The sequence below is a fragment of the Rossellomorea marisflavi genome (assembly GCF_009806575.1).
Classification (GTDB): domain Bacteria; phylum Bacillota; class Bacilli; order Bacillales; family Bacillaceae_B; genus Rossellomorea; species Rossellomorea marisflavi_A.
Map to the genome: position 1 here is coordinate 970635 of NZ_CP047095.1, position 26577 is coordinate 997211.

36 protein-coding genes and 2 riboswitches are annotated in these 26577 nt (G+C 50.5%); of the genes, 21 read left to right on the forward strand and 15 right to left on the reverse strand.

Annotated elements, in window-relative coordinates; all coding sequences use genetic code 11:
* Window positions 1-4: 4 nt before the first annotated feature.
* The 3 genes from D5E69_RS05145 to D5E69_RS05155 all read right to left on the reverse strand — a co-directional run bounded on the left by D5E69_RS05145 (window position 5) and on the right by D5E69_RS05155 (window position 1068).
* Window positions 5-457 (reverse strand): VOC family protein, encoded by a 453-nt coding sequence (locus tag D5E69_RS05145; RefSeq protein WP_048005361.1) that lies wholly within the window; start codon window positions 455-457, stop codon window positions 5-7.
* Between the two features lie 178 nt (window positions 458-635).
* A complete protein-coding gene (locus tag D5E69_RS24045; protein ID WP_488473444.1) occupies window positions 636-800 on the reverse strand; it encodes a nuclear transport factor 2 family protein in 165 nt (54 codons plus the stop codon).
* Window positions 801-852: 52 nt separating this feature from the next.
* Entirely contained in the window at window positions 853-1068 is a 216-nt protein-coding gene (locus tag D5E69_RS05155; protein ID WP_048005360.1) for a Cif family virulence factor, read from the reverse strand.
* Window positions 1069-1272: 204 nt separating this feature from the next.
* Between D5E69_RS05155 and D5E69_RS05160 the strand changes: the two genes are divergently transcribed.
* The 12 genes from D5E69_RS05160 (at window position 1273) to D5E69_RS05215 (ending at window position 10162) form a co-directional block, all read left to right on the forward strand.
* Window positions 1273-1611 (forward strand): YolD-like family protein, encoded by a 339-nt coding sequence (locus D5E69_RS05160; protein ID WP_048005359.1) that lies wholly within the window; start codon window positions 1273-1275, stop codon window positions 1609-1611.
* 91 nt (window positions 1612-1702) lie between these two features.
* On the forward strand, window positions 1703-1945 hold the full coding sequence (locus D5E69_RS05165; protein ID WP_159129370.1) for a hypothetical protein: 243 nt from the start codon (window positions 1703-1705) through the stop codon (window positions 1943-1945).
* A 1-nt stretch (window position 1946) separates the two neighbouring features.
* On the forward strand, window positions 1947-2363 hold the full coding sequence (locus D5E69_RS05170) for a GNAT family N-acetyltransferase (protein ID WP_048005357.1): 417 nt from the start codon (window positions 1947-1949) through the stop codon (window positions 2361-2363).
* A 3-nt stretch (window positions 2364-2366) separates the two neighbouring features.
* Window positions 2367-2948: a histidine phosphatase family protein gene (locus D5E69_RS05175; RefSeq protein ID WP_048005356.1), complete on the forward strand. Its 582-nt coding sequence runs from the start codon at window positions 2367-2369 to the stop codon at window positions 2946-2948.
* Between the two features lie 174 nt (window positions 2949-3122).
* Window positions 3123-3803, forward strand: a complete 681-nt coding sequence (locus D5E69_RS05180) for a metal-dependent hydrolase (protein ID WP_048005355.1) — start codon at window positions 3123-3125, stop codon at window positions 3801-3803.
* A 155-nt stretch (window positions 3804-3958) separates the two neighbouring features.
* Window positions 3959-4825 carry a GNAT family N-acetyltransferase gene (locus D5E69_RS05185; RefSeq protein ID WP_053072444.1) on the forward strand — a complete coding sequence of 289 codons (867 nt, stop codon included), beginning with the start codon at window positions 3959-3961 and terminating at the stop codon, window positions 4823-4825.
* An 87-nt stretch (window positions 4826-4912) separates the two neighbouring features.
* On the forward strand, window positions 4913-5119 hold the full coding sequence (locus tag D5E69_RS05190; RefSeq protein WP_048005353.1) for a hypothetical protein: 207 nt from the start codon (window positions 4913-4915) through the stop codon (window positions 5117-5119).
* A gap of 89 nt (window positions 5120-5208) precedes the next feature.
* On the forward strand, window positions 5209-5457 hold the full coding sequence (locus tag D5E69_RS05195; protein ID WP_048005352.1) for a hypothetical protein: 249 nt from the start codon (window positions 5209-5211) through the stop codon (window positions 5455-5457).
* A 313-nt stretch (window positions 5458-5770) separates the two neighbouring features.
* Entirely contained in the window at window positions 5771-7180 is a 1410-nt protein-coding gene (locus D5E69_RS05200; protein WP_048005351.1) for an MFS transporter, read from the forward strand.
* A 300-nt stretch (window positions 7181-7480) separates the two neighbouring features.
* Complete coding sequence (locus D5E69_RS05205; protein ID WP_249931563.1) at window positions 7481-8047, forward strand: class I SAM-dependent methyltransferase; 567 nt, start codon at window positions 7481-7483, stop codon at window positions 8045-8047.
* A 25-nt stretch (window positions 8048-8072) separates the two neighbouring features.
* Complete coding sequence (locus D5E69_RS05210) at window positions 8073-8756, forward strand: response regulator transcription factor (RefSeq protein WP_048005665.1); 684 nt, start codon at window positions 8073-8075, stop codon at window positions 8754-8756.
* Complete coding sequence (locus D5E69_RS05215; protein WP_159129371.1) at window positions 8753-10162, forward strand: HAMP domain-containing sensor histidine kinase; 1410 nt, start codon at window positions 8753-8755, stop codon at window positions 10160-10162. Before D5E69_RS05210 ends, D5E69_RS05215 begins: the two co-directional genes overlap by 4 nt.
* 70 nt (window positions 10163-10232) lie before the next feature.
* Here D5E69_RS05215 and D5E69_RS05220 read toward each other — a convergent pair whose 3' ends face one another.
* Together D5E69_RS05220 and D5E69_RS05225 are read right to left on the reverse strand one after the other, a co-directional pair.
* Window positions 10233-10739 (reverse strand): GNAT family N-acetyltransferase, encoded by a 507-nt coding sequence (locus D5E69_RS05220; protein WP_048015621.1) that lies wholly within the window; start codon window positions 10737-10739, stop codon window positions 10233-10235.
* A gap of 31 nt (window positions 10740-10770) precedes the next feature.
* On the reverse strand, window positions 10771-11598 hold the full coding sequence (locus D5E69_RS05225) for a TrmB family transcriptional regulator (protein WP_048005348.1): 828 nt from the start codon (window positions 11596-11598) through the stop codon (window positions 10771-10773).
* Between the two features lie 127 nt (window positions 11599-11725).
* On the opposite strand from D5E69_RS05225, the gene D5E69_RS05230 reads away from it, so the two are divergent.
* Window positions 11726-12349, forward strand: coding sequence for a homoserine/threonine efflux transporter (locus D5E69_RS05230; RefSeq protein ID WP_159129372.1), 624 nt, complete (start codon window positions 11726-11728; stop codon window positions 12347-12349).
* A gap of 45 nt (window positions 12350-12394) precedes the next feature.
* Here D5E69_RS05230 and D5E69_RS05235 read toward each other — a convergent pair whose 3' ends face one another.
* Entirely contained in the window at window positions 12395-12808 is a 414-nt protein-coding gene (locus D5E69_RS05235; protein ID WP_148796656.1) for a VOC family protein, read from the reverse strand.
* A gap of 128 nt (window positions 12809-12936) precedes the next feature.
* Between D5E69_RS05235 and D5E69_RS05240 the strand changes: the two genes are divergently transcribed.
* From D5E69_RS05240 to D5E69_RS05265, 6 genes are all read left to right on the forward strand, one after another.
* Window positions 12937-13743: a hypothetical protein gene (locus D5E69_RS05240; protein ID WP_148796654.1), complete on the forward strand. Its 807-nt coding sequence runs from the start codon at window positions 12937-12939 to the stop codon at window positions 13741-13743.
* Window positions 13744-13784: 41 nt separating this feature from the next.
* The gene (locus D5E69_RS05245) at window positions 13785-14063 is read left to right on the forward strand and encodes a hypothetical protein (RefSeq protein WP_148796652.1); all 279 of its coding nucleotides are present in this window, start codon (window positions 13785-13787) and stop codon (window positions 14061-14063) included.
* 177 nt (window positions 14064-14240) lie between these two features.
* Window positions 14241-14975: an ABC transporter permease subunit gene (locus D5E69_RS05250; RefSeq protein WP_148796650.1), complete on the forward strand. Its 735-nt coding sequence runs from the start codon at window positions 14241-14243 to the stop codon at window positions 14973-14975.
* Complete coding sequence (locus D5E69_RS05255; RefSeq protein ID WP_159129373.1) at window positions 14972-15934, forward strand: ABC transporter permease subunit; 963 nt, start codon at window positions 14972-14974, stop codon at window positions 15932-15934. Before D5E69_RS05250 ends, D5E69_RS05255 begins: the two co-directional genes overlap by 4 nt.
* A gap of 58 nt (window positions 15935-15992) precedes the next feature.
* Complete coding sequence (locus tag D5E69_RS05260; protein WP_148796646.1) at window positions 15993-16337, forward strand: hypothetical protein; 345 nt, start codon at window positions 15993-15995, stop codon at window positions 16335-16337.
* Between the two features lie 59 nt (window positions 16338-16396).
* Window positions 16397-16708 (forward strand): 2-acyl-glycerophospho-ethanolamine acyltransferase, encoded by a 312-nt coding sequence (locus tag D5E69_RS05265; RefSeq protein ID WP_159130325.1) that lies wholly within the window; start codon window positions 16397-16399, stop codon window positions 16706-16708.
* Window positions 16709-16829: 121 nt separating this feature from the next.
* On the opposite strand, the gene D5E69_RS05270 is transcribed toward D5E69_RS05265, so the two are convergent.
* The 6 genes from D5E69_RS05270 to D5E69_RS05295 form a co-directional block, all read right to left on the reverse strand.
* Window positions 16830-17696, reverse strand: a complete 867-nt coding sequence (locus D5E69_RS05270) for a GNAT family N-acetyltransferase (protein ID WP_048005664.1) — start codon at window positions 17694-17696, stop codon at window positions 16830-16832.
* 75 nt (window positions 17697-17771) lie between these two features.
* Window positions 17772-18221, reverse strand: coding sequence for a hypothetical protein (locus D5E69_RS05275; protein ID WP_159129374.1), 450 nt, complete (start codon window positions 18219-18221; stop codon window positions 17772-17774).
* A 435-nt stretch (window positions 18222-18656) separates the two neighbouring features.
* On the reverse strand, window positions 18657-19859 hold the full coding sequence (locus D5E69_RS05280) for a M20 family metallopeptidase (protein WP_048005339.1): 1203 nt from the start codon (window positions 19857-19859) through the stop codon (window positions 18657-18659).
* A 22-nt stretch (window positions 19860-19881) separates the two neighbouring features.
* A complete protein-coding gene (locus D5E69_RS05285) occupies window positions 19882-20706 on the reverse strand; it encodes a MetQ/NlpA family ABC transporter substrate-binding protein (protein ID WP_048005338.1) in 825 nt (274 codons plus the stop codon).
* Window positions 20707-20720: 14 nt separating this feature from the next.
* Complete coding sequence (locus D5E69_RS05290) at window positions 20721-21371, reverse strand: methionine ABC transporter permease (RefSeq protein WP_048005662.1); 651 nt, start codon at window positions 21369-21371, stop codon at window positions 20721-20723.
* Window positions 21361-22392, reverse strand: coding sequence for a methionine ABC transporter ATP-binding protein (locus D5E69_RS05295; protein ID WP_159129375.1), 1032 nt, complete (start codon window positions 22390-22392; stop codon window positions 21361-21363). Before D5E69_RS05295 ends, D5E69_RS05290 begins: the two co-directional genes overlap by 11 nt.
* 90 nt (window positions 22393-22482) lie before the next feature.
* A riboswitch (SAM riboswitch) is annotated at window positions 22483-22588 on the reverse strand.
* Window positions 22589-22671: 83 nt separating this feature from the next.
* A riboswitch (SAM riboswitch) is annotated at window positions 22672-22775 on the reverse strand.
* A 483-nt stretch (window positions 22776-23258) separates the two neighbouring features.
* Between D5E69_RS05295 and D5E69_RS05300 the strand changes: the two genes are divergently transcribed.
* A complete protein-coding gene (locus tag D5E69_RS05300) occupies window positions 23259-24167 on the forward strand; it encodes an ABC transporter substrate-binding protein (RefSeq protein ID WP_159129376.1) in 909 nt (302 codons plus the stop codon).
* Between the two features lie 13 nt (window positions 24168-24180).
* On the opposite strand, the gene D5E69_RS05305 is transcribed toward D5E69_RS05300, so the two are convergent.
* The 3 genes from D5E69_RS05305 to D5E69_RS05315 are packed head-to-tail and all read right to left on the reverse strand — an operon-like array spanning window position 24181 to window position 25299.
* The gene (locus D5E69_RS05305) at window positions 24181-24600 is read right to left on the reverse strand and encodes a hypothetical protein (protein WP_048005335.1); all 420 of its coding nucleotides are present in this window, start codon (window positions 24598-24600) and stop codon (window positions 24181-24183) included.
* 56 nt (window positions 24601-24656) lie between these two features.
* Window positions 24657-24896, reverse strand: a complete 240-nt coding sequence (locus D5E69_RS05310; RefSeq protein WP_148796634.1) for a hypothetical protein — start codon at window positions 24894-24896, stop codon at window positions 24657-24659.
* 16 nt (window positions 24897-24912) lie between these two features.
* On the reverse strand, window positions 24913-25299 hold the full coding sequence (locus D5E69_RS05315; protein ID WP_159129377.1) for a hypothetical protein: 387 nt from the start codon (window positions 25297-25299) through the stop codon (window positions 24913-24915).
* Between the two features lie 344 nt (window positions 25300-25643).
* Here D5E69_RS05315 and D5E69_RS05320 point away from each other — a divergent pair, with 344 nt between their 5' ends.
* Window positions 25644-26186, forward strand: a complete 543-nt coding sequence (locus tag D5E69_RS05320; protein WP_148796631.1) for a nitroreductase family protein — start codon at window positions 25644-25646, stop codon at window positions 26184-26186.
* Window positions 26187-26577 lie beyond the last annotated feature (391 nt).

Genomic DNA, 26577 nt, shown 5'->3' on the forward strand with positions numbered 1-26577 from the left:
CGTTCTAGTTTTCTGCTATCCACTCACTCAAATACATCCGCCCCTCCACATTCCCCGGATTCTCCAGCGGACAAATCAGCTCCAGGCTGTTTCCGTCCGGATCATCGAAATGGATTTTCGCATGGGCCATCCCATGATGCGCCATCACGAAGGGCTCCACCGGCTCAAAGCCGAACGCCCGCCGTGGGCGACATCCCCGTTCGATGAGCCATGCGACCGATTTTTTTAGCTCGTCAAGGGTCACTTGAAATGCAAGGTGCCGGATGGACGGGTGATAATCATGCTCCACGCAATCCGTATCCCATAGCCCCAGCAAGCTTCTTTCTTTCTCAATCCACATGAACGCAAGCCCGTCCCCTGCGCGGTGGGACAGCTCCAACCCGAGCCCCTCGTAGAATGAGATGGAACGATCTACGCTCCTGACGGGAAGATGGGCTTCATATAATCCTTTGATCATGGTCATGACCTCCTTTTCTATAATGTACCTTGACGGATGGGTGGTATCGACGGGCAAAAGGCCGGGTGGATATAAGACTAATGGTGGAGGTCAAGGGCATAGATCGTTGCCTCCAATAGGAAAAAGCTTCGCCCCACCAGTAAATGTGTGAAGGGATGAAGCTTTTCCGGTTTCAATTCTATCTCAGGTGGAACATTCCTTTTCCCGTGTTCATGTCGATCGGTAACGAAGAATGTTGGTGTGCAATGACCCAGGACTCACCTATTTTTTTGAGCCCGAATGTAAACCGGTTGGCTATCTGTCGAAGTTTTTCTCCTGATTCTTTCGTATACGCGGCAAACACGACTTCACAATGAATAAAGGCAACAGTATTGCTTTCCTCGATCTTTACCTCATTACAGGACTTTGAGGACCTCGGCCTCCTCTTTCAAACCGGAAAACCATTCGGTCACATTCTTCCTCCATTCGGAGATCCCCCTGCATTCCCAGTCGCCCCAACAATCATAAATGTGAACGTCCTCCGTATGGACAGATAAGAATTTCTCCACATCCTGTTCAAATATGGCCGTTTTGTATAATTCAAGAACATCCATAGCGGCACCATTCTTCATCTTCATTACTCCTCTCTAAAAAGCATCTCGACTAGTCATTCGGTGCTCCTCGTTTAATTCCTTTTTTTACAGTACTTTTCCCGTTTTCATTCATCTAGGCAAATAGGTGGGGATAATTGGCAGTGGATAAGTCTTCTGTCTCAATACGTCTCATTTTATAAACGAACAAATGTTCGGTTATAATAACGGGCAGAGGTGATTGAAATGATTAGAGACAGAGGGAAAATCAAATGGACGTCGCTCATGCTCCCGGAGCACGTCAAGGAACTGAGGGATATATGGGAGGTATTCGAGCGCGATACGAAGCCTGAAGTCGACATCTTCGCCTTGAGCGAGATGGAGGAGCGGATCCGCTATGCCATGGAGTACCACCTTCCCCTGCGGATGAAAATATGGAATGAATTGAAAGGGAAATGTGAAATGAAGACGGGTACGATTCATTATCTGAATGAACGGGACCGGAATCTGATGCTTGAGTGCGGCGATGAGGGGTTCGTCCGGGTACGCGTGGAGGACCTGATTTCGGTGGATGTAGTGGAATAAGAACGGCAGGGACATTTGCGGAAACGTGAGTGTCTTTGTTTATGGGAAATAAAAGGAAATCACACGGAGGATATGATATGGTAATAGAGAAGTGCTTTTACGAGCGGTTATTGATCAAGAAGAGATAATGGGGGTGGAAATCATCTTGAAGAAATTCACCATGACGGGGAAAATCCTTTTTACGATGGGGTTCATCCTATTTGTACTAAGCTCTTTTCTGTATTCAGAATTCACTGAGGAAGGTTATTGGAAGATGGGGTTGATCATCGGTGCCCTAGTGGCCATCAGTTCCAACTTTTTCACAAACAAACGTTCATCCAAGAGGAGAGCCTGACATGATTAAACAAATCGAGCATCCGCAAGCCTGGGATCTCCGCCACACCGTCATGTGGCCGGACAGACCCTATGACTATATCAAGGTGGAAGGGGATGAATCGGCCCTGCACTACGGACTCTTTCATGAAGGTGACCTGAAGTCCGTCATCTCCCTCTTCATCGAGGATGGGGAGTGTCAGTTCAGGAAGTTTGCCACCCTTGAAGAAGAGCAGGGAAAGGGCTACGGGAGCCGACTGCTTGACTATGTACTCGAAGAACTAAAAGCCATGGGCATCCGCCGGATCTGGTGCAACGCACGCACCGAGAAAGCCGGCCTCTATACCCGGTTCGGCTTGCGTGAAACCGATCGCCACTTCACCAAAGGTGGCAAGGCGTATGTGATCATGGAAATGGCGCATCCGTCAAAGGAGGGGTAGCCAATGGAGGTCACATTCATCCGACATGGGCAGGGGGAGCATACGCTGAGCCTGCCGGAAAGCTTGCAGTTGGAGGATCCGTCATTGACGGAAGCGGGGAGAGAGCAGGCGAGAAGCCTTTCGTCCGTTTTCGATGTCACGAAGGATGATCTAGTGGTGGCGAGCCCTACGCGAAGGACCTTGCAAACGGCCTCCTTGATTGCCGGTGAATCGGGGTGCAGGCGGGTCGTGCATCCGTTGGTGTCCCCGAGGATGTTCCCGCAGAAGCAGGGGGCAATGACCCTTCCATGCGACCGGATGCTCGACCAGGAGACAATTGGAACCGAATTTCCTGGGTTTGAGTTGGGATCAGGGATGGACCGGAACATGTGGACGTCAGGTATCAATGTCTTGCCCCATGACGAGTTTGCAAAATGCGCAGATGTCTTTTTACGGTGGGCTGAGGAACAGGGGGCATGTCACGTGTACGTGGTGTCCCATGACGGAACGATCATGGCGTACCGGGAGCGGTTGAGGGGTGAAACACTGTCCAGGGCTCACTTTTTGAGTGATGCGGGCTGGATCAGGGAGCGGTTTGGACAGTGACCGCTACAAAAGGCTGCCTCACAGCAGCCGGTAGTCATGCGTTCTGTTCCCGTGTGATTTTCAAACGGATCAGCAGTCTGAAGAAGAGCTCATTGTAGAGGACCATCCTGTTTTACCGGTTGATCAAACGGGTAAACTACGTCTGTAAACATTTACGGAAGCGAGGAGATAATGATGAAGATCTCATATCATGGCCACTCAGTGGTGAAATTCGAAACAAACGGAAAAACGATCCTTGTTGATCCGTTCATCAACGGGAATGAATATACCGATCTAAATGCAGATGACGTCAAAGCTGATGTGATCATCCTGACCCACGGACATAACGATCACGTGGGTGATACTGTCGCCATCGCGAAAAGGAATGACGCCTTGGTGATCGCACCGAACGAGCTGGCGAACTATCTTGGCCTTCAGGGCCTCAACACTCATCCGATGTCAATCGGCGGAGCGCGAGAGTTCGACTTCGGTAAGGTGAAATTCACCCAGGCATTCCATAGCTCAAGCTATACTACAGAAGATAACGAGATCATCTATACCGGCATGCCGGCAGGCTTCCTCTTGATGGCTGAAGGAAAGACGATTTACCACGCAGGAGATACAGGTTTGTTCTCCGACATGAAGCTGATCGGTGAACGTCATCCGATCGACCTTGCCTTCCTTCCGATCGGGGATAATTTCACGATGGGACCAGAGGATGCAGCACTTGCCGCTACGTTCTTAAAAGCGAAGGAAGTCGTTCCTGTCCATTACGATACATTCCCGCCGATCAAGCAGGATCCGCATAAATTCGTCGAGATGCTTGAAGACAGCAAAGGGCGCGTCATGAAAGCAGGAGACACCATCGAGCTATAAGATGATCACCACAATCATTCGGAACCTTCACATGGAGGTTCCGGATGATTTTTTTTGTTGAGTGGAAGAAAATAGTGTTGTTATAATTTTCCTTTTTGCTATGATGGAAGAAGCGGCAGCGTTAGGTGAAAATGCTAAAGCAAAGGGGGATGTATGTGGAACTTAGAAAGAACGTTCGGGAGAATAAGGACTTACGTGACAGCTTCAACCAGCTTGCCGAGGACACATTCGGCATCCATTTCGGACAGTGGCATGCCAGAGGATACTGGACAGAGAAATACGTGCCATTTTCTTATATCGAAGGTGACAGGGTCATTGCCAACGTGTCGGTGAACCTGATCGACTTTACCATGGCAGGAGAGGAAAAGAAGGCCATTCAGATCGGAACCGTCATGACCCATCCCGACTACCGGAATCGCGGTTTATCGACGGATCTCCTGAAGAGCGTGCTGGCGGAATACCGGGATGAGGTTGACTTCGTCTATCTGTTTGCCAACCAAAACGTCTTGGAGTTCTATCCGAAGTTCGGCTTCCAGGCGCAGCAAGAAACGCTGTTCAGTTTGGTGCCAGGCACCGCCGGTAAAATGAACGCGAGGAAGCTTGATATGGAGGAGGAAGCAGATCGCGATCTTGCATACGAGATCGCCAGGGACAGGCTGCCGGTATCCAATCGCTTCGGGACGAAGAATACGGGTGAGCTGTTCATGTTCTATGCTCTCTATGCCTTCCCGGATAACCTCTATTATCTCGAGGAAGAAGACGTGGTGGTGATGTTCCAGCGTGACGGGGAGCGGATTGATTTGTTTGATGTGGTGTGCCGCGAAAACGTGAATGTCAGAAAGATTGCCGAAAAGCTTGCAGACGATGATACGCGGCAGATCGTCTTCCATTTCACACCGGAGGAGACGGAAGGGATGCGGGCAGACGTATTCCATGGGGATGAGGTGCTGTTTGTCCTTCCCATGCGAAGCGGGGCGGGAATTCCTGATGGGGTGAAGCATCCGTTGACGGCGCAGGCTTGACGTGAATCGTCCCATTTTAGTAAAAGGAATTATTTTCTTAATATGGAATTATATATGTAAGGTGATTCTGGAGCGGAGGTGAGTGATATGGACTTTCTATCCTGGTACGACTGGCTTACGCCGACGAATCCCATGGTGTCGATCTTTTTCGGGTTGATCTTCACGGTCATCGTCGGGGTGACGGTATGGTGGGATACGAGGAAGATGAAGTCGGCCTTCGTTGCGGCGTTGACGGGGATCCTGGTGACGGTGGTCGGGGTCGCGATCTTGAATGCCATTGGGTTTTATGCATGACGTGTGGGGACGGTTCCTGTGTGTCAAAAACGTGACGCATGGGAACCGTCCCCATGCGTCGTCCAAAATCAGACATCGGGGGAATACTCATGAAGAAACTTGCGACAGGGTTGGTGCTGATCTTATCCAGTGCCATTTTATACGGATCGACGTTGATTACTGCAGCGATTTATTCCACGGTTCTTAGTAATGAAGGCTTTGGTTGGGATTCGCGCTACGGTGTGTTCGGGACGGCGTTTCGGAGGATCGGAACCGTTCCGTTAGTCTTTTCGATACTCTTGGCTGTGGTGGGGATTGGATTCATAGGTTTTTCGTTTTACCAGAAAAAGAAATCATAAATGACGCATGCACCACCCGAACAAAGCAGTCTCCCAATGGAGGCTGCTTTGTTTTTTATATCGGGTTCGCGTTGCTAATAGCAATAGGGGTTGTGGCAAATACTAAAGTAGGATTGTAAAGGCTCAATATAGGTGTACTTACACATGACAAGAAACCTGTTTGTCGAGGAGGAATACATTTTTTGAATACAGGGTACTATCATACAGTAACAGGCCTTTTCAGTAAGTAGAAGTTGAAATCATATACGATTATTCAGGCAACCAGGTATTTCATGTAGACATCCATCCACATCAAAGGAGTTGACAGCAAATTATGAAATTCAATAAGAAGAAAATCAACGTTGTTAGTATTGAAAAGGCCAAGAAGAGTGTCTTTGCAACGGGTGTAGGGAATGCGATGGAATGGTTCGATTTTGGTTTGTATTCATATTTAGCCGTTATCATCAGTCAGAATTTTTTCAGTCCTGTTCAGAATGATGAACTCAAGTTGATCTTCACGTTCGGAACCTTCGCCATTGCGTTTTTGATGCGTCCGCTTGGCGGGGTTATTTTCGGTCGGATCGGTGACAAGTTAGGGAGGAAGGTCGTATTGACGACCACAATCATCTTGATGGCTTGTTCCACGTTGCTGATCGGGTTGCTTCCTACTTATGATCAAATCGGGGTATGGGCTCCGATATTGCTGCTTGTTGCAAGGATCATACAAGGATTCTCAACTGGTGGTGAATATGCCGGAGCCATGGTGTATATTGCAGAATCGTCACCGGATAATAAACGAAATATCCTCGCTAGTGGGTTGGAGATCGGAACCCTTACCGGCTATATCTTGGCCTCTCTCCTTGCGAGTATCCTTTTCATCACGCTATCGGACGATCAAATGAGTTCATGGGGATGGAGAATCCCATTCTTGCTTGGTTTGCCATTGGGGCTTGTTGGATTGTATTTGAGGAAGAGCTTGGAGGAATCACCGATCTTCGAAAATGAACTTGCCGGTGATGACGGGGATCAGAAGAAAGAAAGCTTTGTTTCGATCCTCAAGAATCATAAGAAGGACATTATTGTTTGTTTCGTTGCAGTAGCATTCTTTAACATCACCAATTATATGCTGTTATCGTATATGCCCTCTTATCTAGATGAAATCGTCGGATTGTCCAGCACGACGGGAACGGTCCTGATCACGGGTGTCATGGTCATCATGATCCCATTGGCCCTCATGTTCGGAAAACTGAGCGATAAGATCGGCAACAAAGCGACCATCTTGATTGGGTTGGGTGGTCTGTCCCTCCTGTCCGCTTTTGCCTTTTATCTCGTGAATCTGAATGGTCTGATCTTCGTATCACTGGGCATCTTCATCTTAGGTGTGCTACTCGCAACGTATGAAGGAACGATGCCGGGAACGCTACCTTCCATGTTCTTCAGTGATGTACGCTATCGCACCTTATCCGTCACGTTCAATGTCTCGGTCTCCATCTTTGGTGGGACGACGCCTTTGGTTGCCACATGGCTTGTACACCAAACAGGGAACAACTTGGCACCTGCATGGTATCTGACCATTGTCAGCGTCATCGGTTTCTTCATCATCTTGTTCATGTTCACGAGTACGTCCGGTAAGTCCCTCAAAGGTTCATACCCAACCGTTGCGACAAAGTCTGAATTCCAAGAAGCAGTAGAGAATCCTGAAGACTCCCTATGGTGGAAATCAGAGCAGGAAGATAAATCATAACCTTGTTTTCGAAAAAGATCCCCGTCTACAACAGGTAGATGGAGATCTTTTTCTATTTGCTCCGTTTGAAGAAGGCAACAGATACTGCGCCCAATACCGCTGCAATCATAAGAAAGGCAATTACGATAAATAAGAAATCACCACTCACTTTTCATCACCTCGTTATAAGTAGATGATACCATTGATTGATCTCTGTGTATCCAGCTGTCATTTCTTAACTTTCCTTAAGATTTCCCCGTCCTTTTTCTTAAGGTCCGTCCGGTAATCTGATGGAAACGATACGAGAAAGGCGAGGGACAGATGATGAGTGCGCTGCAGTTTGTGAAGGAATATGTGAAACAGCCGAGGACAGTGGGGGCGGTGCTGCCGAGTTCGAAGGTGCTTGCCCGTCAGATGGTGGAGGCGATTGAATTCGACAAGGTGGAGAGCATCGCAGAGTTCGGGCCGGGTACGGGTGTGTTTACGGAGGAAATCCTCAATCGTAAGCAGAATGGAACGATGCTGCTGCTGATCGAGGAGAACCGAGAATTTTTTGAGCTTCTCCATGACCGCTACAGCAAGCGGGACGATGTGGTGGTGATCCACGGTTCGGCCGAGGATGTTCGGGAACATATGCAGGCGTGCGGAATGGGGCAATTGGATGCGATTGTGTCGGGGCTTCCGTTCGCAAGCTTGCCAAATGACGTGTCACACGCTATTTTAAGAGTAACCAATCAGGTGCTCGCGCCTGGAGGCGTGTTCGTCACGTTCCAGTATTCCATGATGAAAAAGGGCCTATTCGAGCAATATTTTGCAGGGATGGAATGGCAGCGGGTGTGGTGGAACGTACCGCCTGCCTATGTGCTTGCCGCGAGACTGATGAAATGATGAAGAGAAAAGAGTGGACCATATGATCGGAACGACCATACTGATCGTCGATGATGAAGCAGACATCCGGAACATGATCGCGATTTATTTGAAAAATGAAGGGTATGGGGTGTTGGAAGCAGCCGATGCCCATGAAGCATTTGGCGTGCTCGAGGATAGCCCTGTCGACCTTATCATCCTGGACGTCATGATGCCGGGGATGAGCGGGGTGGAAGCATGCATGACGATCAGGCAGTCGTATGATATGCCGATCATCTTCCTATCGGCGAAGAGCGAGGACCTCGATAAAATTCATGGCCTCGCGAGCGGAGCGGAGGATTATGTGACCAAGCCGTTCAATCCCCTCGAGCTCATGGCCCGGGTGAAATCCCAGCTCCGCCGCTACAAGATGGCCCCGGGGAACAGTGAGCCTTCCCATCTTCTTGAAAAAGGGGATCTCACCGTCAACGAGCGGACGAATGAAGTGACCGTCGGCGGTCGCGAGGTGCGCCTCACCCCGAAGGAATTCCATATCCTATCCCTGTTGCTGCGGAATCAGGGACAAGTCTTCAGCATCGAGCAAATCTATGAAGCGGTGTGGAAGGAACCGTTCTTTAAATCCGACAGCACGGTGATGGTGCATATCACCAATATCCGCGACAAAATCGAAGAGAATCCGAAGAAGCCCTTCTATGTGAAGACCGTGTGGGGCGTGGGGTATAAGGCATGAGGTTCCTGCCCCTTAAACTGAACCTGAATGTGAGGCTCATCCTGATCTTCATCGCCTGCCTGGCCGCGGCGACGGTCACGTTTTTCCTCACGGTGTTCTATTTCACCCCCCTTGAAGACTACAGGAAGCAGGAAAAGGTCAACAATCAGGTGGAGAAGGTGCTGGCCGACTGGAAGGCGTCATTGGAAGCGGGAAACGTGAGCTTGTCTGATTCGAAGGGGATTGAAGAAGCGATCGGAACGGTGAAGGATCAGCGCGAAGAGTGGGGTTTCCTCGTCACCGATGCCGAGGGGGATGTGACGTACCGGACGGGGAAGCTTTACAGTGAAGATCTGCCGAAGCTCCTTGAGCAGAAGCTTCGTAATGACTATTCCAGCGGGCGTGACGAGAAGCAGGCACCCTTCATTTCCACGGTTATGTTCCAGGAAGGCTTGGGATACGTGGTCATTGAGGCCCCGTCAAGGCTCAAGGCAATCAATCCCACGACCTACAATCAACAGCTTTTACTCGCCTTTTCCCTGGCGGTCGTGGTGTTCCTTGTCCTGTTCGTGCTCTTCATGCGTCCGGTGACCCGTTACATCGAGCAGATCGAATCGGGCATCGGACGGATCGTGGATCATGACTGGACGTATGAGATACCGGTGAAGGGGAAGGACGAACTGTCCTCCTTGGCTGCGAACATCAACTGGATGACGGATCAGCTCCGGCTCCGGTTCGAGCGGGAACGGGAGCTCGAGCAGTCGAAAAGTGAGCTCATCACGAATCTATCCCATGATCTCCGGACGCCGCTTACGTCGATCATCGGCTATCTGCAGCTGGCGAAAGACCAGAAGTCACCGGGGGATAAGGGGTATGTGGACACCACCTACCGCCTGTCCCTCAAGTTGAAGGGGCTCATGGACGAGCTGTTCGAGTATACGAAGCTCACCCATCATCAGGTTGAACTCCAGACCGATCGGGTCGATTTTGCCGCCTTGTTGCACCAGCTCGTCGGGGAGTACACCCCGATCCTTGAAGGGAAGGGGCTTCACGTGGAGATGGACGTCCCGGAAGAACCCGTCCTCGTCACCGTCGACATCGAGAAGATGATCCGCGTGTTTGATAACCTCCTTTCCAACGTAGAGAAGTACAGCCTGGAAGGGACGATCAATCTCAGGATGAGAGTGGAAGGGGACCAGGTGCTCACCAGTCTCTCGAATCCATCCGACCCTGTGGACCCAGAAGAACTGCACCGGCTCTTCGACCAGTTCTACCGCCTCGACGAAGCGCGCTCCACCATGATCGCCGGATCCGGCCTCGGCCTTGCGATTGCGAAGCGCATCGTCGAGCTTCATGACGGGGAGATTTGGGCAGAGAGTGGGGAAGGTGAGCTGACTGTGTGGGTGGCGCTGCCGGTTGAAGGATAGAAAGAGTAAGGCGATGCTTCCGTGTGGGAGGCATCGCCTTTTTTGATTATTTAATTTGAGTCAAGCTTGCTCAGATCCCACGACAGTACCGGTTCGACACAAACGGTTCATCCTCCCCATTCGAGTAGCTCTCCTGCTCATGCTGAAAGACAAAGCCCCGCGCTTCATAGAACGGGATCCCTTTTTGATTCCCTCTCGCCACCGATACCCATTGTTCGGTGGCGCCTTTTTCGCGCTGGATTCGGGTAAGGGCTTCAAGGAGGAGCGTGCCGATTCCTTCTCCCCGCCGGTCCGGGTCAAGATAAAGGACGAACACTTCGCCCTGATATGCGCCGGTCATGCCGCCGCCGATTGCGCCGAGGACGGTGCCATCCTCGAGGGCCACATACCATCCGTCCCAGCCGTCACCTCCATCGGTGATTTCACTGCTGATCCGGTCGGGATGATAAAATTCTTCGATGATCCGTTCGATATACGATTCAGGATGGCTTTCCCCGTATGTCGCACGGTAGCCGCGGGAACATACATCGGAAATCCCCTCTACGTGTTGAAGGGTCGCTCTTTCTATTTGTATCATCTCTTACCCTCTATTCGTGTATGGAATGATCTCACTTTAAATAATGCTTCTTAAAATCAGGATGGATCGAAAATTTCCGTCTGAGATTCACGAGGTTCTTTCCAAACGTTTTCTCCAGCTCATTCCGATGTTCCTTCATGATTTCCATGAGATAGAGGTCGTGGATCATGACTTCCGTGATGGGCATGACCAATCCGACGTGTCTTGTCCAGGCTGCGCGGCTGTCGGTTCCTAGGGAGACGATGCCTGCCACCACTTCCACGTCGTCGGCGCTGATGACGATCCAGTTGCCGCCGTACTCCTCCTTGATGGCAGAGCCCATGTAGTGAAGGTGGACGTGGGCAAAGTCGGAGGAGATGTCACCATAGGCGATGATGGTCACATTGACCCCGCGAAGGGTTGCTTGTCTCAGCTCCTCTTCCACTTCCTCATATTCCTCTTCCATGACTTCAAGAAGAATCCTCGTTTGTGCGGTGGCGATGCAGTTCTTCACCTTGTCGATGATTTCATTCCGGCCTGTGATGTTCCAGATGTTTTCACGATCATGGGAAGACTGTTCAAACTCTGCGAGTGATTTCTCAGCCAGTTTGAAGTGGTCATTCGCTTCCCTGCGCCGATTCTTGATGAGCTCTTTGGCCGGGATCGGAGTGTACTGAGGGGTGGTGCCCGGACTGACGAGGATATCTCCCCTTCCAGCGAGGTGATCCAAGGTCTCATAGATCCTTGATCGAGGTACGCCGGATTTTTTCGCTACGGCATAGCCCGTGAGAGGGGATTCTTCCAGGAGGGCCAGGTAGGCTTTGGCTTCGTATTCGGTGAAATGCAGCTTGGTCAGTGTCTTTAAAAGGGTTTCGCTCATAGATCCTCCGTGTGCGTGGGTTTATTTCTGTTAGTGTATCAAAATAGATTGATTATTTCTAATCGATTCTGGTATTCTTTTTAGTAGTTACTGTAGTAACCACTATTGTCATGTTAGGAGAGGACACATGGACAACTTGCTTGCTTACATACCTGTCGCTACGCTTATGGTCGTCATTCCCGGCGCAGACACCATGCTTCTCATGAAGAATACCTTGAGTTACGGACCGAAAGCGGGACGCTTTACGGTTCTCGGCATGCTCTCTGGCCTTTCGTTCTGGACGGGCATTGCCATTTTAGGATTATCCGTCGTGATTGCCAAATCCGTGGTCTTGTTTACCACGATTAAATACCTCGGTGCCGCTTACTTGATCTATCTTGGGATCAAGAGCCTGATCACGAAACAGACCCTTGCCGTGGATCAAATGGAATCCTCCGCGGACGTACCCATTGACCGCGGCTATCATAAAAAGTCGTTCATGCAGGCTATGCTCAGCAATGTGCTGAATCCAAAGACCGTCATCGTGTATATCACCATCATGCCGCAGTTCATCAACCTGAACGGTCATGTCAACCAGCAGTTGATCATCCTGGCCTCGATCCTGACAGGACTGGCAGCCGCCTGGTTCCTGATCCTGGTGTATGTAGTGGACTATGCGAAGAAGTGGTTGAATGAAAAAAAACACCAACAAATGTTCCAACGAGTAGCGGGGATTCTCCTCGTCGGATTCGGAATCAAAACCGGTATATGAAAGAAGAGAGCTACCCAGCGTGTTGTGTGGGTAGCTCTTTTGCCGTTATTCCTTATGGGCAAGGTGCCGGAATGACGGACTAAGCTCGCTCCATACATCGAACGCATTGCCGTCCGGATCGTAGAAAACGAAGTTCCGCCCTGCATGGCCGCGGTCTTCGATGGCCCCGACCTCCATCCCGAGGGAGATGAAATCCCCGTGCAGGGCTTCGAGTTCCACCAATCCGTCCACCTCGAATGTGACGGAAAAGCGCTCATTTCCGCGGTGATCCGTGAAGTTCGCGCTCTCGCCTTCACCGGATTTCACGAGGAAGACGCTTTGGTTGGCGAGGTCCAGGATGGCTTTGTCCTCGTCCTGATAATTCAGTTTTGCGCTAAGATGGCGGACGTACCATTCCACAGAGAGTTTAATATCTGTAACAGGTAGATAGATGGTGCTGATGCGGATCAGTTTATTCATGGAACATCCCTCCCATGCTAGTATTCTTCTGTCTGGTGCATGTAAAATCCTTTATCATCCAAAAATGAGAATACTAGGTGGCGGAGAAATAGTATACTTGAAACTAGACAGGGATTGGGGGGGAAAGGATGAAACGGATCATCATAGGGCTTCTCGGGGGATTGGTCTTTTTGGCTTCATCCGTCACAATCGGCTTGATCGTAAGGGAATATATAAGCGATGAAAGAAGTAAGGCTCGCTACATAATCGAACCGCTGACGTTTGATGAGAGGGAAGGAAATACATCGATTGAACGATTGTACGAGGTGGTGGACTCGCCACCGTATCGCCAAATTCCCGGCGTGACCGTTACCCACGTCTTCTCTACAGGGGAAGGGGATGAAGTCCGCACGGCTACCTACTCCGATTATGTGTCGGCCATGAACGATGGAGGCACGACGGGTTATGAACGGATCTACGCAGTGGATGGCAATACAGTCTCTCTTAAGGAAGAATTCGACCGTGATCAGGTGATCCTGTCGGTGAATGGGGAGTTCGTCAGTTCGTTTCCAAAACTAATCAACCTAGAGGATTCAGTCGATATGCGCTACGGAAACGTGGGACTGGTCCGAAAGACGGACCGGGACAGTGGAACGAGTGAAACAATCATGGTGGGGCAGCGGGGACCCGAGGCATGGGAAGTATTCACCATTGATCTGGAAGGGACCGTCAAGCGGGAGAGCATCCCGTCCATAAAAGAATTGCGTCGTGATCCCGACATGGTCCGCACCATCAATCATTCCGGTGCCCACCGTGAATCAATCGGATACCACTCTCAGCTGACCCAGGGGCTTCAGGCATTCAGCTTTCCGGTGTTCTTCCCGTTAGTGACGTGTGTGTTGTCGGGCGGAATGGTGTATAGGTTGGTTAGGAAAAGGGCAGTGTGGACCAGTTAGTGCTTCGCTTTAAGTTCATTGCGATTGTGGGGGAAATATGATTGGAAAAGATACTTGCAGTAGTTGTCATAGTCCTATTACTTTATGTTGCCGGGAACGCATTTTATATCGTCTTCAAGACGTATCAAGAGGATGATGAATTTCATCACCCCACGTTGGAAATCCTTCCTGTTCATTGGATCATGGATTTTCTATTGTTCATCTCAAGAAAGCTCGCACCTGCTCCATACTTTGTCGCCCTTTTCAAAACGCTCTCGTTCCTATATGGTCTGCTTATGGTGGGGGTTATCATTCTTATTTTGCTTGTTTTCTTTTTTTAGTACAATCATTTATGGTATTTTATGTTAAAATAAGAAGAAAAAGGGGGTATCTGCATCCGATTCCTCACCAAAACAGCCATCATTCTTATTTCCATCATCCTTCTCGGCGCCTTCATCACGCTCTTCCAGGGAGGCATCGATCTCAGTCTCTCCACCTATTGGAGCAGCCTCAAAGGGTTGGTCGTTTCACTGGTTCAACCAGGTTCCATCACGTATTCCACGGGTGACTACAATACAGGCAGCCAATACCCGTTGTTTCCATACGTCTTTGAGTTCTACGGCTATTCGCTCTCCGTCCTTTTCTTGGGCTTCATCCTGGCCCTTATCATCGCGGTCACCCTCATCATGATCACCTTCCAACTATCGGTGAAAAAACGCACGGCACTCATGAAGCTGTCCACCATCCTGGAGGCGGTGCCAGACCTGTTCGTCATCGCCATGGCGCAGCTGTTCATCATTTTCCTATTCAAGCAGACGGGGATTCTGTTCTTTGATGTGGTCGGCGCCTATGAACGGCCGTTTGTACTGCCTCTCATCACCTATACCATCCTTCCGACCGTCTTCCTGTACCGGACGCTGACGCTCCTATTCGATGAAGAGCTGCGGAAGCCCTACGTGGAGCTTGCGAGGGGGAAGGGGCTGACGGATTTTCGTGTGCTATTCGTCCATGTGTTCCGCAATGGGCTGATGGGTCTCCTCCATCATTCCAAGATGATCTTGGCCTTCATGCTCTCAAACCTCATCATGCTGGAGATCATCTTCAATACGAGGGGCATCACCTGGTTCGTCTATCATCATCCGACCCCGGAAATCGCCACCGTGAGCATCCTGCTCCTCGCCGTTCCGATCCTTCTCTTTGAGCAGGGGATGAATAAGCTGAAATCAAGCATCGTCGGAGGTGAAGAGGGGTGAAGGCATTCAAGAATCTCTCGTTTGTGATCGGCTTTTCGTTCATTGCCCTCATACTTGGAGGGAGCCTCGTTTACGGGTGGGTGTGCGGTGATGCCATCCCTGTCGTTCCGTTGAAGTCCGGAGAGGAAGGGGCGATGAAACCACCCTATGGACCGATGGACCACCTCCCGTTCGGCACCAACGCCCTGGGGCAAAGCATGTTCCTCGTGATGGTGGTCGGGGCGAAATTCACCCTGGGGATCGCCTTCCTGGTGGCGTTTCTGCGCTTTGTCCTGTCTGCCTTCATCGGGACCGTGATGACCCTGTACGTTCCGAAGTTCACCGCGTGGATCCGTCCGTTCCTGCAAACCTTCTATTATTATCCGATCACACTCCTTGCCTTCATGATGCTGTATTGGGTGCTGTTTGAGGACGGACTCATGGGGGGAGAGTTCAGCTACTCCTTCAGCGCACGGGTGCTGATCGAACTCGCCGTCCTCACCCTGGCAGCCGTCCCGATTTCCACCCTCATCGTGTCCAATGAAGTGAAGGACATCATGAAGCAGGAGTTCATGGAAAGCGTCCAGGTTCTCGGCGGGAATCGGCGCCACATCCTCCGGAAGCATCTTCTTCCGTTCCTGAAGCCGCGGTTCATCGTCCTCTTTTTGAGGGAAGCGATCCAAGTGCTGATCCTCCTTTCCCACCTCGGTATCCTCGGCATCTTCTTTGGAGGAGGGGCATTGATGGAAGATCTATTCGGGAACTCTGCCATGGCCTCCCTCTCAAACGAATGGTCGGGCCTCATCGGAAGAGATTTTAGGTATCTATTTACTACCTATACGTGGATTCCTTTCGTACCGATCCTTTTTTTGACGCTCGCCATCATCGCCCTCAAGCTCATGGTGGAAGGATATCAGGAGGCGTATGGGGAGTGGGAGAGAAAAGGAAAGACGTGCCCGTTGCAGAAGATACCCGCTTGAACGGAAAAGAAGATTTTGAACGGATAGATCGAAAAATTGGTTAAAGGGGGAAATATGTATGAAAAAATGTTCATTCCTGATCGTCGGTGTCATCCTGTTCCTGATGGGGTGCGGAAACAATGGAGACGAGACCATCGACAGTACGGACGCTGAATTCATTGCCATCGTCCAACTGGAGCAGGACCTTCACATCTATAATGAAACCGCCAGTGAGCCGATCAACATCAACGACCTCCAACTCCTCTCGAACGACACCGTCTTCAGCAGCTCCTCGAAAGCATGGGAAGTGTCGTTCAACTACAAAGACGGCCTCACCAATAAGACCGTCGCCACCAACGCCGTGGCCCAGTACAGTGTGGACCCGTCCGGGAAGATTACGGCGACGACGCATTCGTTTGAGTAGGGAAAGGACAGCCGGAGATGTCACGCGGAGGCCATCGGTTAGCCTAGGGAGTGTTTAAATTGAAAAGGAATAATCTGAAGATGTTCACTCAAATCTCATCCTATATTGCACTAGCTATGGTGATTGTTTTGCCACTGTTCCTCATTCCGACCATTTCCGGCAATCATGTCGTTCCCATTATACGACCGTTATTACTCCTTACCTTCCTTCTTTCCGTGTTCGGCATACCATTGAGTATCGTCTCCATGTTCAGTAAAGAAAATCTAGCAAAAAGAATGATTGTTTTAATGATCAATGGATCGCCGCTCGGTATTCTTGTTTACGGTTTGATGATGGAATTCATCGATGAGTTTCTTCGAACGGCACCTTGATTTAAAGAATAGCTCCATTCATATGAATGGAGCTATTCTTTTTTTGATATGCTTTTACTCAACTGCAATTTCAAGTTTTGCAATAGGGAACGGAACCTTTTACGGGGATTGGCTGTCTTTTTTATAGTAGAGAATGGCGCTTATACACGTCGAGCAGTTCTTCTACCGAGATTCCGTCTATGGTCATTCCCGATATATCACTGCCTGTAATCTGTACGTTTTTTAGATTGCTGTTCTTGATGGTCGTACCTTGTAGTTCACAGCGTTCGAATGAGAGGGGGTCCTGCTTTTCTCCGAGACTCGTATCCATAAAACGGACGCCCCCCATCGTGACCAGCCTCAAGCTGCTGTAGGAAAGATTCAGGTCGGCGTAAGAGGCATGGGTGAAATTGATATTCTTGAAGGTAGAATCACGGAGGTTGCAATTGCTGAAGTGCGTATTCATCAAATTGCTGTTGCAGAAGGAACTTCCCTCTAGTGTAACTTGATAGTACTCCGTGTGTTCCATCTTGCAGTCCTCATATTGGGTAAGGGATAGATCTTGCTGCTCCACGACGTTCCCGGCGGGGGATTGGCGCTTGATTCTCTTAATATAGCTATACTCGTCTTCTGTCTGAAACACAGCTCGATATCCCATCTTTTCGTAAAAATGATGGTTGTTCACTTGCCTGCTGGACGTCTCGAGATCCCACGTCCTCACGTCAGGGAATGTCTCTTCGATGAGACGGATGACCGTTGACCCGATGTTTTGTCCCTGCACGTCGGGATCGACAAATATGCGGTCAATCCTGCCGAAGGAGCTCCCCGTCAGAGTAAGGATTATCCCGCCCACTACTACATCATGAGCAATGATCTTGAAATAGACCAATTCTTCAATCATATAGTTCGTCATCTCGACCGAAGAATATCCAGGGGGCTGAATATTGTAATCGACGATAGAGTCATCAGACAGCCATCTCCGTGCTTCTTCATCAAACGTTCTTTTCATGATATCGGTCAGCTTCTCGGCATCGGACCTTTCGGCTTTTTGAATGGTGATCACATGCCATCACTCCTTTTACTATTAATCCCAATAATGAAACACGACCTCCCCAACGGTCTTCGGTTTCCAATAGGAAATCTGCGCGCGTTCCGCCCGATTGAGGTGTTGAATCATCGGCGGTTCGATGGGTGTGTTCAGCTCACCCGTCTCCAACACGCTGTAGTAAGGGGAAAACGCTTCTCTTAACAATACTCTGTCGACGAAGGAGATCCCACCGAACCCGATGGCATCGGCCATTGCAAGATAGGGGTAATGCTCATTGAGCAGCACAAAGAGCTCATCCCCATTCCATTGGATCCGGGCATAGGCGAAATTCGTTGAAACATCGACGGATACGAATGCCAATACCCGGCCACCCGATTCAGCCGCGATGCTGTAGCAAAGCTTTTGAAATAGGGATAGATCCGTCAGGGGAGGTTCCCCAGACTGCGAATCGAAAAATCCGGTGACGCCGGTCGGAAGGATGATCATGGTTCTGGCTCCTTTCACTTCCCTCTTATTCTACCAGAAAATAGGGTGTGGGGAGTTGGTGATAAAGGGTGAAAGTTGGTAATAAAAGAATGGAGTTGAAAATAAACCGGCGGAGTTGACGATAAAAATTCCCTTCCAAAAAAAGTTGGTAATAAAATCTCGAAAGTTGGAAGTGAAAGTTTAAAAGTTGATAGAAAAAATTCAAAAGTCGGTAGAAAAACGGGAAGGAAGTTGTTTGGTGGAAAATAAAGGGTGTGATTTAAGCTCAAAACTCTCTATTTCAGACCAATGAAGCCTCATCTCCCCCCAATCCCACCAACTCAAAGTGATTTCACATACAAAAATGCCCCGATCCACTCCAATCCACTAACCCACCACCCCCAAACCAACAAAAAAGGAGCCCCCATGACCAACCAAGGGGACTCCCACAGAACTTCAGCTCTCTAATGCTTTTCTTCTAGTAAATTCTTCTTTGATCTCAGCTAGCACGTCACCGTCTGTGACCAGTCGCAATGCCGTGAGCGCCAACCCTTTTGCTCCGAGGATCAGTGCTTCATCCCCCTTGGGTGATTTCGCTGCTTCACGGAATTCATCCGTATGGGCGACGAGGCTTTCGGGTCCGATCTGGATATAAGGGTGGATCGTCGGGACGACCTGGCTGATGTTGCCGGCATCGGTGGAGCCGAGTCCGTTTCGCTCTTCGGTTGAAACGTACTCGCCCAATCGTTCAAGCTCTTCTTTAAAGACCGCGTCATACGTCCGGTTCAACACGAGATTATCCACTTCATTCTGGAAGGCGATGACGTTCAGCTTCGCCCCCGTTGCCAGGGCAGAGCCTTCTGCGATCGCCTTCACGCGGGCGGTCACTTCGCTGCAGGTCTTGCGGGTAGCCGCGCGGATGAAGAAGCGGGCTTTGGCGTATTCCGGTACGATGTTCGGCGCATCGCCTCCGTGGGTGATGATGCCGTGGATTCGGACGTCATCGGTCACGTGCTGGCGAAGGGCGTTGATCCCGTTGAACAGGCCGATGACCGCGTCCAGTGCGTTGATCCCGTGATGCGGGGAACCGGCGGCATGGGCGGGTTTGCCAATGTATTCAAAATCCAGGGGATCGACGGCAAGGGAGTTCGATGTGATCCGTGTGGAGTTCGCAGGGTGCACCATGAGGGCGGCGTCGATTCCTTCGAGGAGACCGTGCTTCACGAAGCTTCCCTTGGCACTGCCGTTGGGGCCACCCTCCTCGGCAGGTGTACCTAGCAAAACGACTTCTCCGCCGGTTTCGTCGATCACCTTACTGAGGGCGATGGCCGCCGATACGCTCGTCGTGCCGATGATGTTGTGTCCGCAGGCGTGACCGAGGCCGGGAAGGGCATCGTACTCGGCGAGGAACGCAATGGCCGGGCCGGGTTTATCCGATTTCCGGCGGGCAAGGAGGGCGGTCTCATGTCCCGCCACCCCGCGTTCCACCGTGAATCCTTCCGACTCCAGAAGCTCGGCGTGGGTCTTCGAGGCAAAGAACTCCTCGTTGCCTATCTCTGGCCGGTCGTGGATCGAATGGCTAATGGCAATGTACTTTTCTTTGTTTTCCTCAAGGTTCGCGATGATCTGATCTCTCAATGTGTCGACGACGGTACTCATGTCCATTCCTCCTCTTGGTTGTTTATTCTCCGATCTTGCTCAGTGGGACGAAGGTCGGGATCGTGCTTCCGTTGTATTCTTTTTCGATGAAGTCTGCTGTGTCTTCTTCCTGGTAGAGCTCGACGATTTTCTTGAGTGTTTTGTTGTCCTTGTCTTCTGTACGTGCGGCGATGATGTTGATGTAAGGCGTGGCCGTGTCATCTTCGTGGAAGATGGAATCCTTCACGGGGTTGAATCCGGCGTCGACGGCGATGCCATTGTTGATGATGGATGCAGCGACATCAGGCAGGACGCGCGGTGTTTGGCCGGCTACGACTGGAACGATCTCCATGTTCTTCGGATTCTTTTTGATTTTATCCAGTGATCCGTTTCCGTCGAAGTCTTCAGGCAGCTCGATGAGGCCCGCTTCTTGTAGGAGGAGGAAAGCTCTTCCCATGTTGGTTGCTTCGTTCGGCACGGCGATCTTGGCGCCATCCGGGATGTCGTCTACTGATTTATATTTCTCCGAGTACAGGCCGAGGGGAGCGATGACGGTTGTGCCGATCGGTGTGAGATCGAGGTCATGCTCTTTCTTGAATTCGTTGAAGTAGGAAATCGTCTGGAATGCGTTGGCATCAAGCTCGCCTTCTTCAAGGGCCAGGTTCGGCTGGACGTAGTCGGAGAAGCGGACGATTTCGATATCGATGCCTTCCTTCTTCGCTTTCTTGGCGACGAAGTCCCAGATGCGGTTATCGGAACCACTGACGCCGATCTTGACCTTCGTTTCATCTTTGCTGGCGCTTGAGCTGCAGCCTGCAGCGAACCCGCCGATTAGTAGGATGAGTGATAGAATGATCCATTTCTTCATGTTGTATCTCCTCGCTATCTTCTTCTGATTTTTTTCGATACGAAATTACCCGATGATTGCAGTCCCTGTACAAGGACGATGAGTATGGCGACGGTGATGACCATGACCCAGGTGTCAAAGCGCTGGTAGCCGTAGGTGATGGCGAGATCCCCGAGTCCGCCTCCGCCGATGGCGCCTGCCATGGCCGATGCCCCGACGAGTCCGACGGTGGCGATGGTGAGGCTGAGGACGAGGGAGCTGAGCGCTTCTGGGACGAGGAAGCGGAAGATGATCTGGGTGGATGTCGCCCCCATGGATTCCGCCGCCTCGATGACGCCTTTGTCGACTTCAAGGAGGGAGTTCTCAATCAATCGTGCAATATAAGGTCCTGCATAGAAGACCAGTGGCACGACGGCCGCGGCCGTTCCGATCGATGTTCCCACAATCAAACGCGTGAGGGGGACGATCGCAACCATCAGGATGATGAACGGGACGGAACGGAAGATGTTCACGACTCCGTTCAGGATGGTGAAAATAAAGGCATTCTCCCATAGATGACCTTTCCTCGTGATGACGAGGAGTACCCCGAGGGGCAGCCCGATCACGGTGGAGAAGAGGAGGGAGAAGCCGGTCATGACCAATGTTTCAATGAGTGCATCGATGATCTGCTGTGAATCAACTAGCATGTGGTGCGACCTCCTTCACGGTGACGTTTTCTCCATTCATGACAAGCAGTGCACGGTTGATCTCGCTCTCGGAGCCGATGAGCTCGACGATGAGATGACCGAATGGTGTGCCCTGCAGCTCCGTAATATTTCCGAACAGCACGTTTACATCGAGGTCGAAGCGCTTCGCCACCTGGGACAGGAGCGGCTGACCTGATGAGGTGCCGACGAAGCGGATCTTGTAGATCCGTCCCGGTGCGTTTTCCTTCTGCACAAGCTCGAGGACCGATTCCGGGATGGAGTCGTTCAGCACGGAGCTCACGAAGTTCGCCGCTGTCTCGGTCTGAGGGGAGGAGAAGACGTCGAATACGGATCCGGACTCGATGATCTTCCCGCCTTCGATGACCGCCACCCGGTCGCACACTTCCCGGATCACCGACATCTCATGGGTGATCATGAGGATCGTGATGTTGTACTCACGGTTGATCTTTTTCAGCAGCTTCAGGATCGAGCCTGTCGTCTGCGGATCGAGGGCCGATGTCGCCTCGTCGCACAGAAGGATCGACGGCTGCGTGGCAAGGGCACGGGCGATGCCGACGCGCTGCTTCTGACCGCCTGATAGTTGATCAGGGTACTGGTTCGCTTTATCTTCAAGGCCGACGAAGCTCAGCAGCTCCGTCACCCGCTTCTGGATCTCTGTCTTGGATTGCTTGGCGAGGATGAGGGGCATCGCCACATTGGCGAAGACCGTCTTGGAGTTCAGGAGGTTGAAGTGCTGGAACACCATCCCGATCTTCCGCTTCACCTCGCGCACGTCTTTCGGTGAAAGGGCCATGAGATCCTGGCCGTCCACGATCACCTTTCCCGAGCTCAATCGCTCCAATCGGTTCACGGTGCGGATCAGCGTGCTTTTCCCGGCGCCGCTGAATCCGATCACCCCGCATATTTCCCCCTGCTCAACCCGCAGGTCGATGCCATCGAGGGCCCGGACTTCCTTTCCGCCGCTGTCATACACTTTCGTGGCGCTTTTGAATTCAATCATGTTCGTCATGCCTCCTGGTGGTTAAAATAAAAACCCTCTTCCCGAGGTCTCGAGAAGAGGGCATGGATTCACACGGAATCAATGGTTCCCTTCTCATCTCCCAGGCGCGTTGCCTGCTGGAATTGGCACAGTACTTTGTGGAAAGTCTGCTGCCGAAGCGTCATCGGGCCAGTCCCTCAGCTTCTCTGGATAAGAAATTATTGAATTAAGGTAAACAAAAGGCCCCTTCCTGAGACAGGAAGAGGCCGGAGATCCATAAGGAAAGAAAGATCCGTACTCTTCTCATCTCTCAGGCATCCGCCTGTTGGAGTTGGCACAGTGCTCAAGTGAGCCCGCTGCCGAGGTATCAAAGGGCCAAATCCCTCCACCTCTCGTGATAAGAAGTTTAATTTGTTTAACGTGAGCCCTATTCTACGCCGGACTGTTTCCTGCGTCAACACCCTCTGGCAGAAATGAGACTGGCTGGAAGAAGTGGGAATGGGGTAAAAATAGGTCCTTAGATACATATGTTATGTCGTGAAAACCCTTTATTTCGATTGGGTTTATCGGAAAAATGATTCTAACTCCTTAAAAATATATTTTTTTCGAAAATGGCGTTAAAGATAATAGTGTCCGTTCCATTTCGCTGCGATGGCTCGCTTTCCGCGGGGCGTGCGGTGAGCCGCATCGGCTGCGCCTGCTGGGTCTCACCTGCCCGCCATTCCCGCAGGAGTCGAGCCATCTCCGCTTCATTTCACTCATCTTTTCGAAGGGAGACCATAGCGACTTTGTTAAATATGGGAAATAGTGATTGACATCTAGCCTCCTCCCCCGTAAAGTTATAATTGAAAATGATTCTCATTATCAAGAAACGAAAGGGGAACCACATGAAAAAAGCATCGTTCTTTACCATATTGATGGTCTGTCTGCTCTTGGCGGCGTGCAGCAGCGGAGAAACAAAAACGAATTCGTCAAAGGAGGATTCCTCGACATTTACATATGAATCAGAACAGGGACCGGTAGAGGTTCCGAAAGAGCCGAAGCGGATTGTCGCCCTCACCAATGGTCCGAATGTGATTTCCCTCGAAGGGAAGCTCGTCGGGATCGATGAGTGGACCGAGATGAACCCGCTCTTCACCGACAAGCTGAAAGATGTGGAAGTGGTGGGTGATGATCAGCTCGAGAAGATCATCGAGCTCGACCCGGACTTGATCATTGCCGGAAGTCAGACGAAGAACCTCGATAAGATGAAGGAGATTGCGCCGACCGTCGCTTTCACATGGGGGAAACTGAATTACATCGATCAACAGATCGAGATCGGCAAGCTGTTGAATAAGGAGAAAGAAGCGAAGGAATGGGCGGATGACTTCCAGGAGCGTGCCGCGACGATCGGGGATGAGATCCGCAAGAAAATCGGCGACGACGCCACGGTATCCGTCATTGAAACCGGACAAAAGGAACTCTATGTCTTCGGGAACAATTATGCCCGTGGTTCTGAGATCCTGTACCAGGCCATGAAGCTCAACATGCCGGAAGCCGTGAAGGATAACGCCTTGGAAACGGGGATTCACGTCATCTCGCCGGAAGCGGTAGGCGACTTCACCGGAGATTACCTCGTCCTGAGCAAGAATCCCGATGTGGACAATTCCTTCATGGACACCGACACATGGAAGAACATCCCGGCGGTGAAAAACGGTCATGTCATCGAGATCAACAGCAAGGAATCGACGTACAGTGATCCCGTGACCCTCGAGCATCTATTGAAGGCATTCGAGGATGGTTTTATAGAAAAATAAGGGGAGGCGGGGGTCACTCTGTGACCCCTGCCGATTCCGGACGAAGAAAATGAAGCATGAAAGCGCCAAGGCCCAGCAACACCTGGCCAATACTGGCGATCAAGAGCTGTACCGATGGTAAGTACCATTCTCCTACGGATAGGGTGGCACCGATCGTCGCAATGAAAAGCAGGGCGCCCATGAACAGGGTCGAGAAGAAAATCTGCCGGTCATACCGGATGAACCCTCTGATTGCTACGACGGCATTGCCCAGTCCGAAAACGATCATGCCCACAATCGCCATAGCCATCCAGCTGTCAAAAGGCAGATCTCCTGCCCACTCTGGTGGGAAGGCCGCAAAGATCCCTTTACCTGACATCATGGAACCACCGAGATAAAAAGCACCCACGCTCAGGGCCGCATTGTACACATTCATAATGGTTTTCTTCAACATAAAGCATTCTCCTTTGTGAGAGACTCGCCACCGAAGGGAGTCTCTTATTTTTTATATTAAGGCATGGATGAAACCGTCCATTCGATCAGTCCGGTCAAGAGGACCAGGAAGACCATGAAGGAACTGGAGACAATGACCACCATATGGTTTGTTTTCGAATAGAGGACGAATCCTCCCGCGATCAAGAGGAACCAGGCGATGATTCCAACAAGTGAAAACAGGGCAGGCGAGTTGGCAATCCATAGGATCGTAATGATCAGGTGGAGTGCCACGAGCACCCAGGCAAAAAGTTTCATGTGGGTCAACGCTCCTTTACATACTGGTAACAAAATTGATGAAGACCACGAACATCAAGGTGACACCCGACAATGCACCGACGGGGAAGGCGAAGCTCTTATTATGCCTCCATTCATAAAGGCTGGCAGCCAGTCCTGCTGCGCATAACACACCCCATATAGGATTGAAGATGGCCTCGGCCACTTCGTCGGAAAACCATTCATAGCCGCTTGAAAGCCAGAAAATCCAGTGAAGGATCAGGAGGCTCAAAACAATATAGGATAATTTCCTAGGAGGCCTGGTGTTTGTCTTCCTCACCATGAGCGCTGTCATGATGGAACCTAATACGATCAATCCAATCACCAACAAAAAAATAATTGTAAATCCGATGATGTCCACGTCCATTCCGCTGAATTTGTACATGTAGAATCTTGGTAAATGATTTCTATGACATGATTGTATCGGATTATTTATTGTAAAACAATAAAAAGTTTTTCTTTTTCAATAATAATTTGTTGTTTACCTCAGAATATGGTCACCATGAGCAGGCAGTATGTGATAAGAACCCACTATCTATGTTCTCAATGTCCGCTTATTGTGTGAGGAACACCATACGCGGACATAGAGAGAAACTTTCGGTACGATCCAAAGGAGATACGCAGCATTTTTTTACTCATAAGGGGACTCCTTTCCTATAGAAAGATTGCAATTGAGAGTGAGAATTGTTATCATTTAGATGAGAGATAAGCAGATAAGGAGATACAATCATGACAAACATTGCTAAAACGATACGCGAACGCCGCTCCATAAAAGCCGGCTACATTGATAAAGAAGTCACACAGGAAACGGTGCTGAACCTATTGGAGGATGCCGTCTGGGCACCGAATCACGGACTCCGTGAGCCGTGGCGATTCATCTTCGTACCGGCGGATGAGAAGGAAGGATTCGTAGAGGATCTCGTGAAAACCTTCCCGCCCGATATGAGGGAGAACCGCCGCAACTACTTCAGCCAGCCTGCGGCGATCCTTGTCGTCGTCATGACCGAAGACCCCCGTCAGAAGCAGTGGGAAGAGAACTTCGGAGCCATCGGCGCCATGATCCAAAACTTCCAGCTCCTCGCCTGGGAACAGCAGCTCGGAGTTGTGTGGAAAACAAATCCTCATATTTATGATCCGAAGGTCCATGAATTGCTCGGCGTCGAAAAGGGCGAGAAAATCGCCGGATTCCTGCACCTCGGCTACTTTGATGAGGTTCCGCCGGCGAAGAAGAGGACACCGATTGAAGACAAGTTTTCCGTTTACGGGAAATGATGTAGAAGAAGGGCTCGCAGGGGTCCTTCTTTTTTTCTGGGATGAATAAGACAATCCGCATCCGTCATATCCTTTGAAAAAAACAGGTGTGTGATCATGGGGATGAAAGCTCAGCATCAAGTGATCTTTTACGCCATCCACAGTTCGAGTATCAAGAGATTCCTTCTCTTAGACTGTCTGGCGGGGACGGGTTTTTATTACATGGGAAAAGTGATGTCATCAAGCGTATACGTTGGGATAGCAAGTAGCGTCATTTGTACCGAAGGCATCAAACGATTGCTTCGAAAAAGATAAAAAAGGCCAACAATTTGAGTGAGTCTCGAATTGTTGGCCTTTTGTTTATATGTTTTCTTGAAAAGGATAGATGGATGCAGCTCACCGGATGAAATGG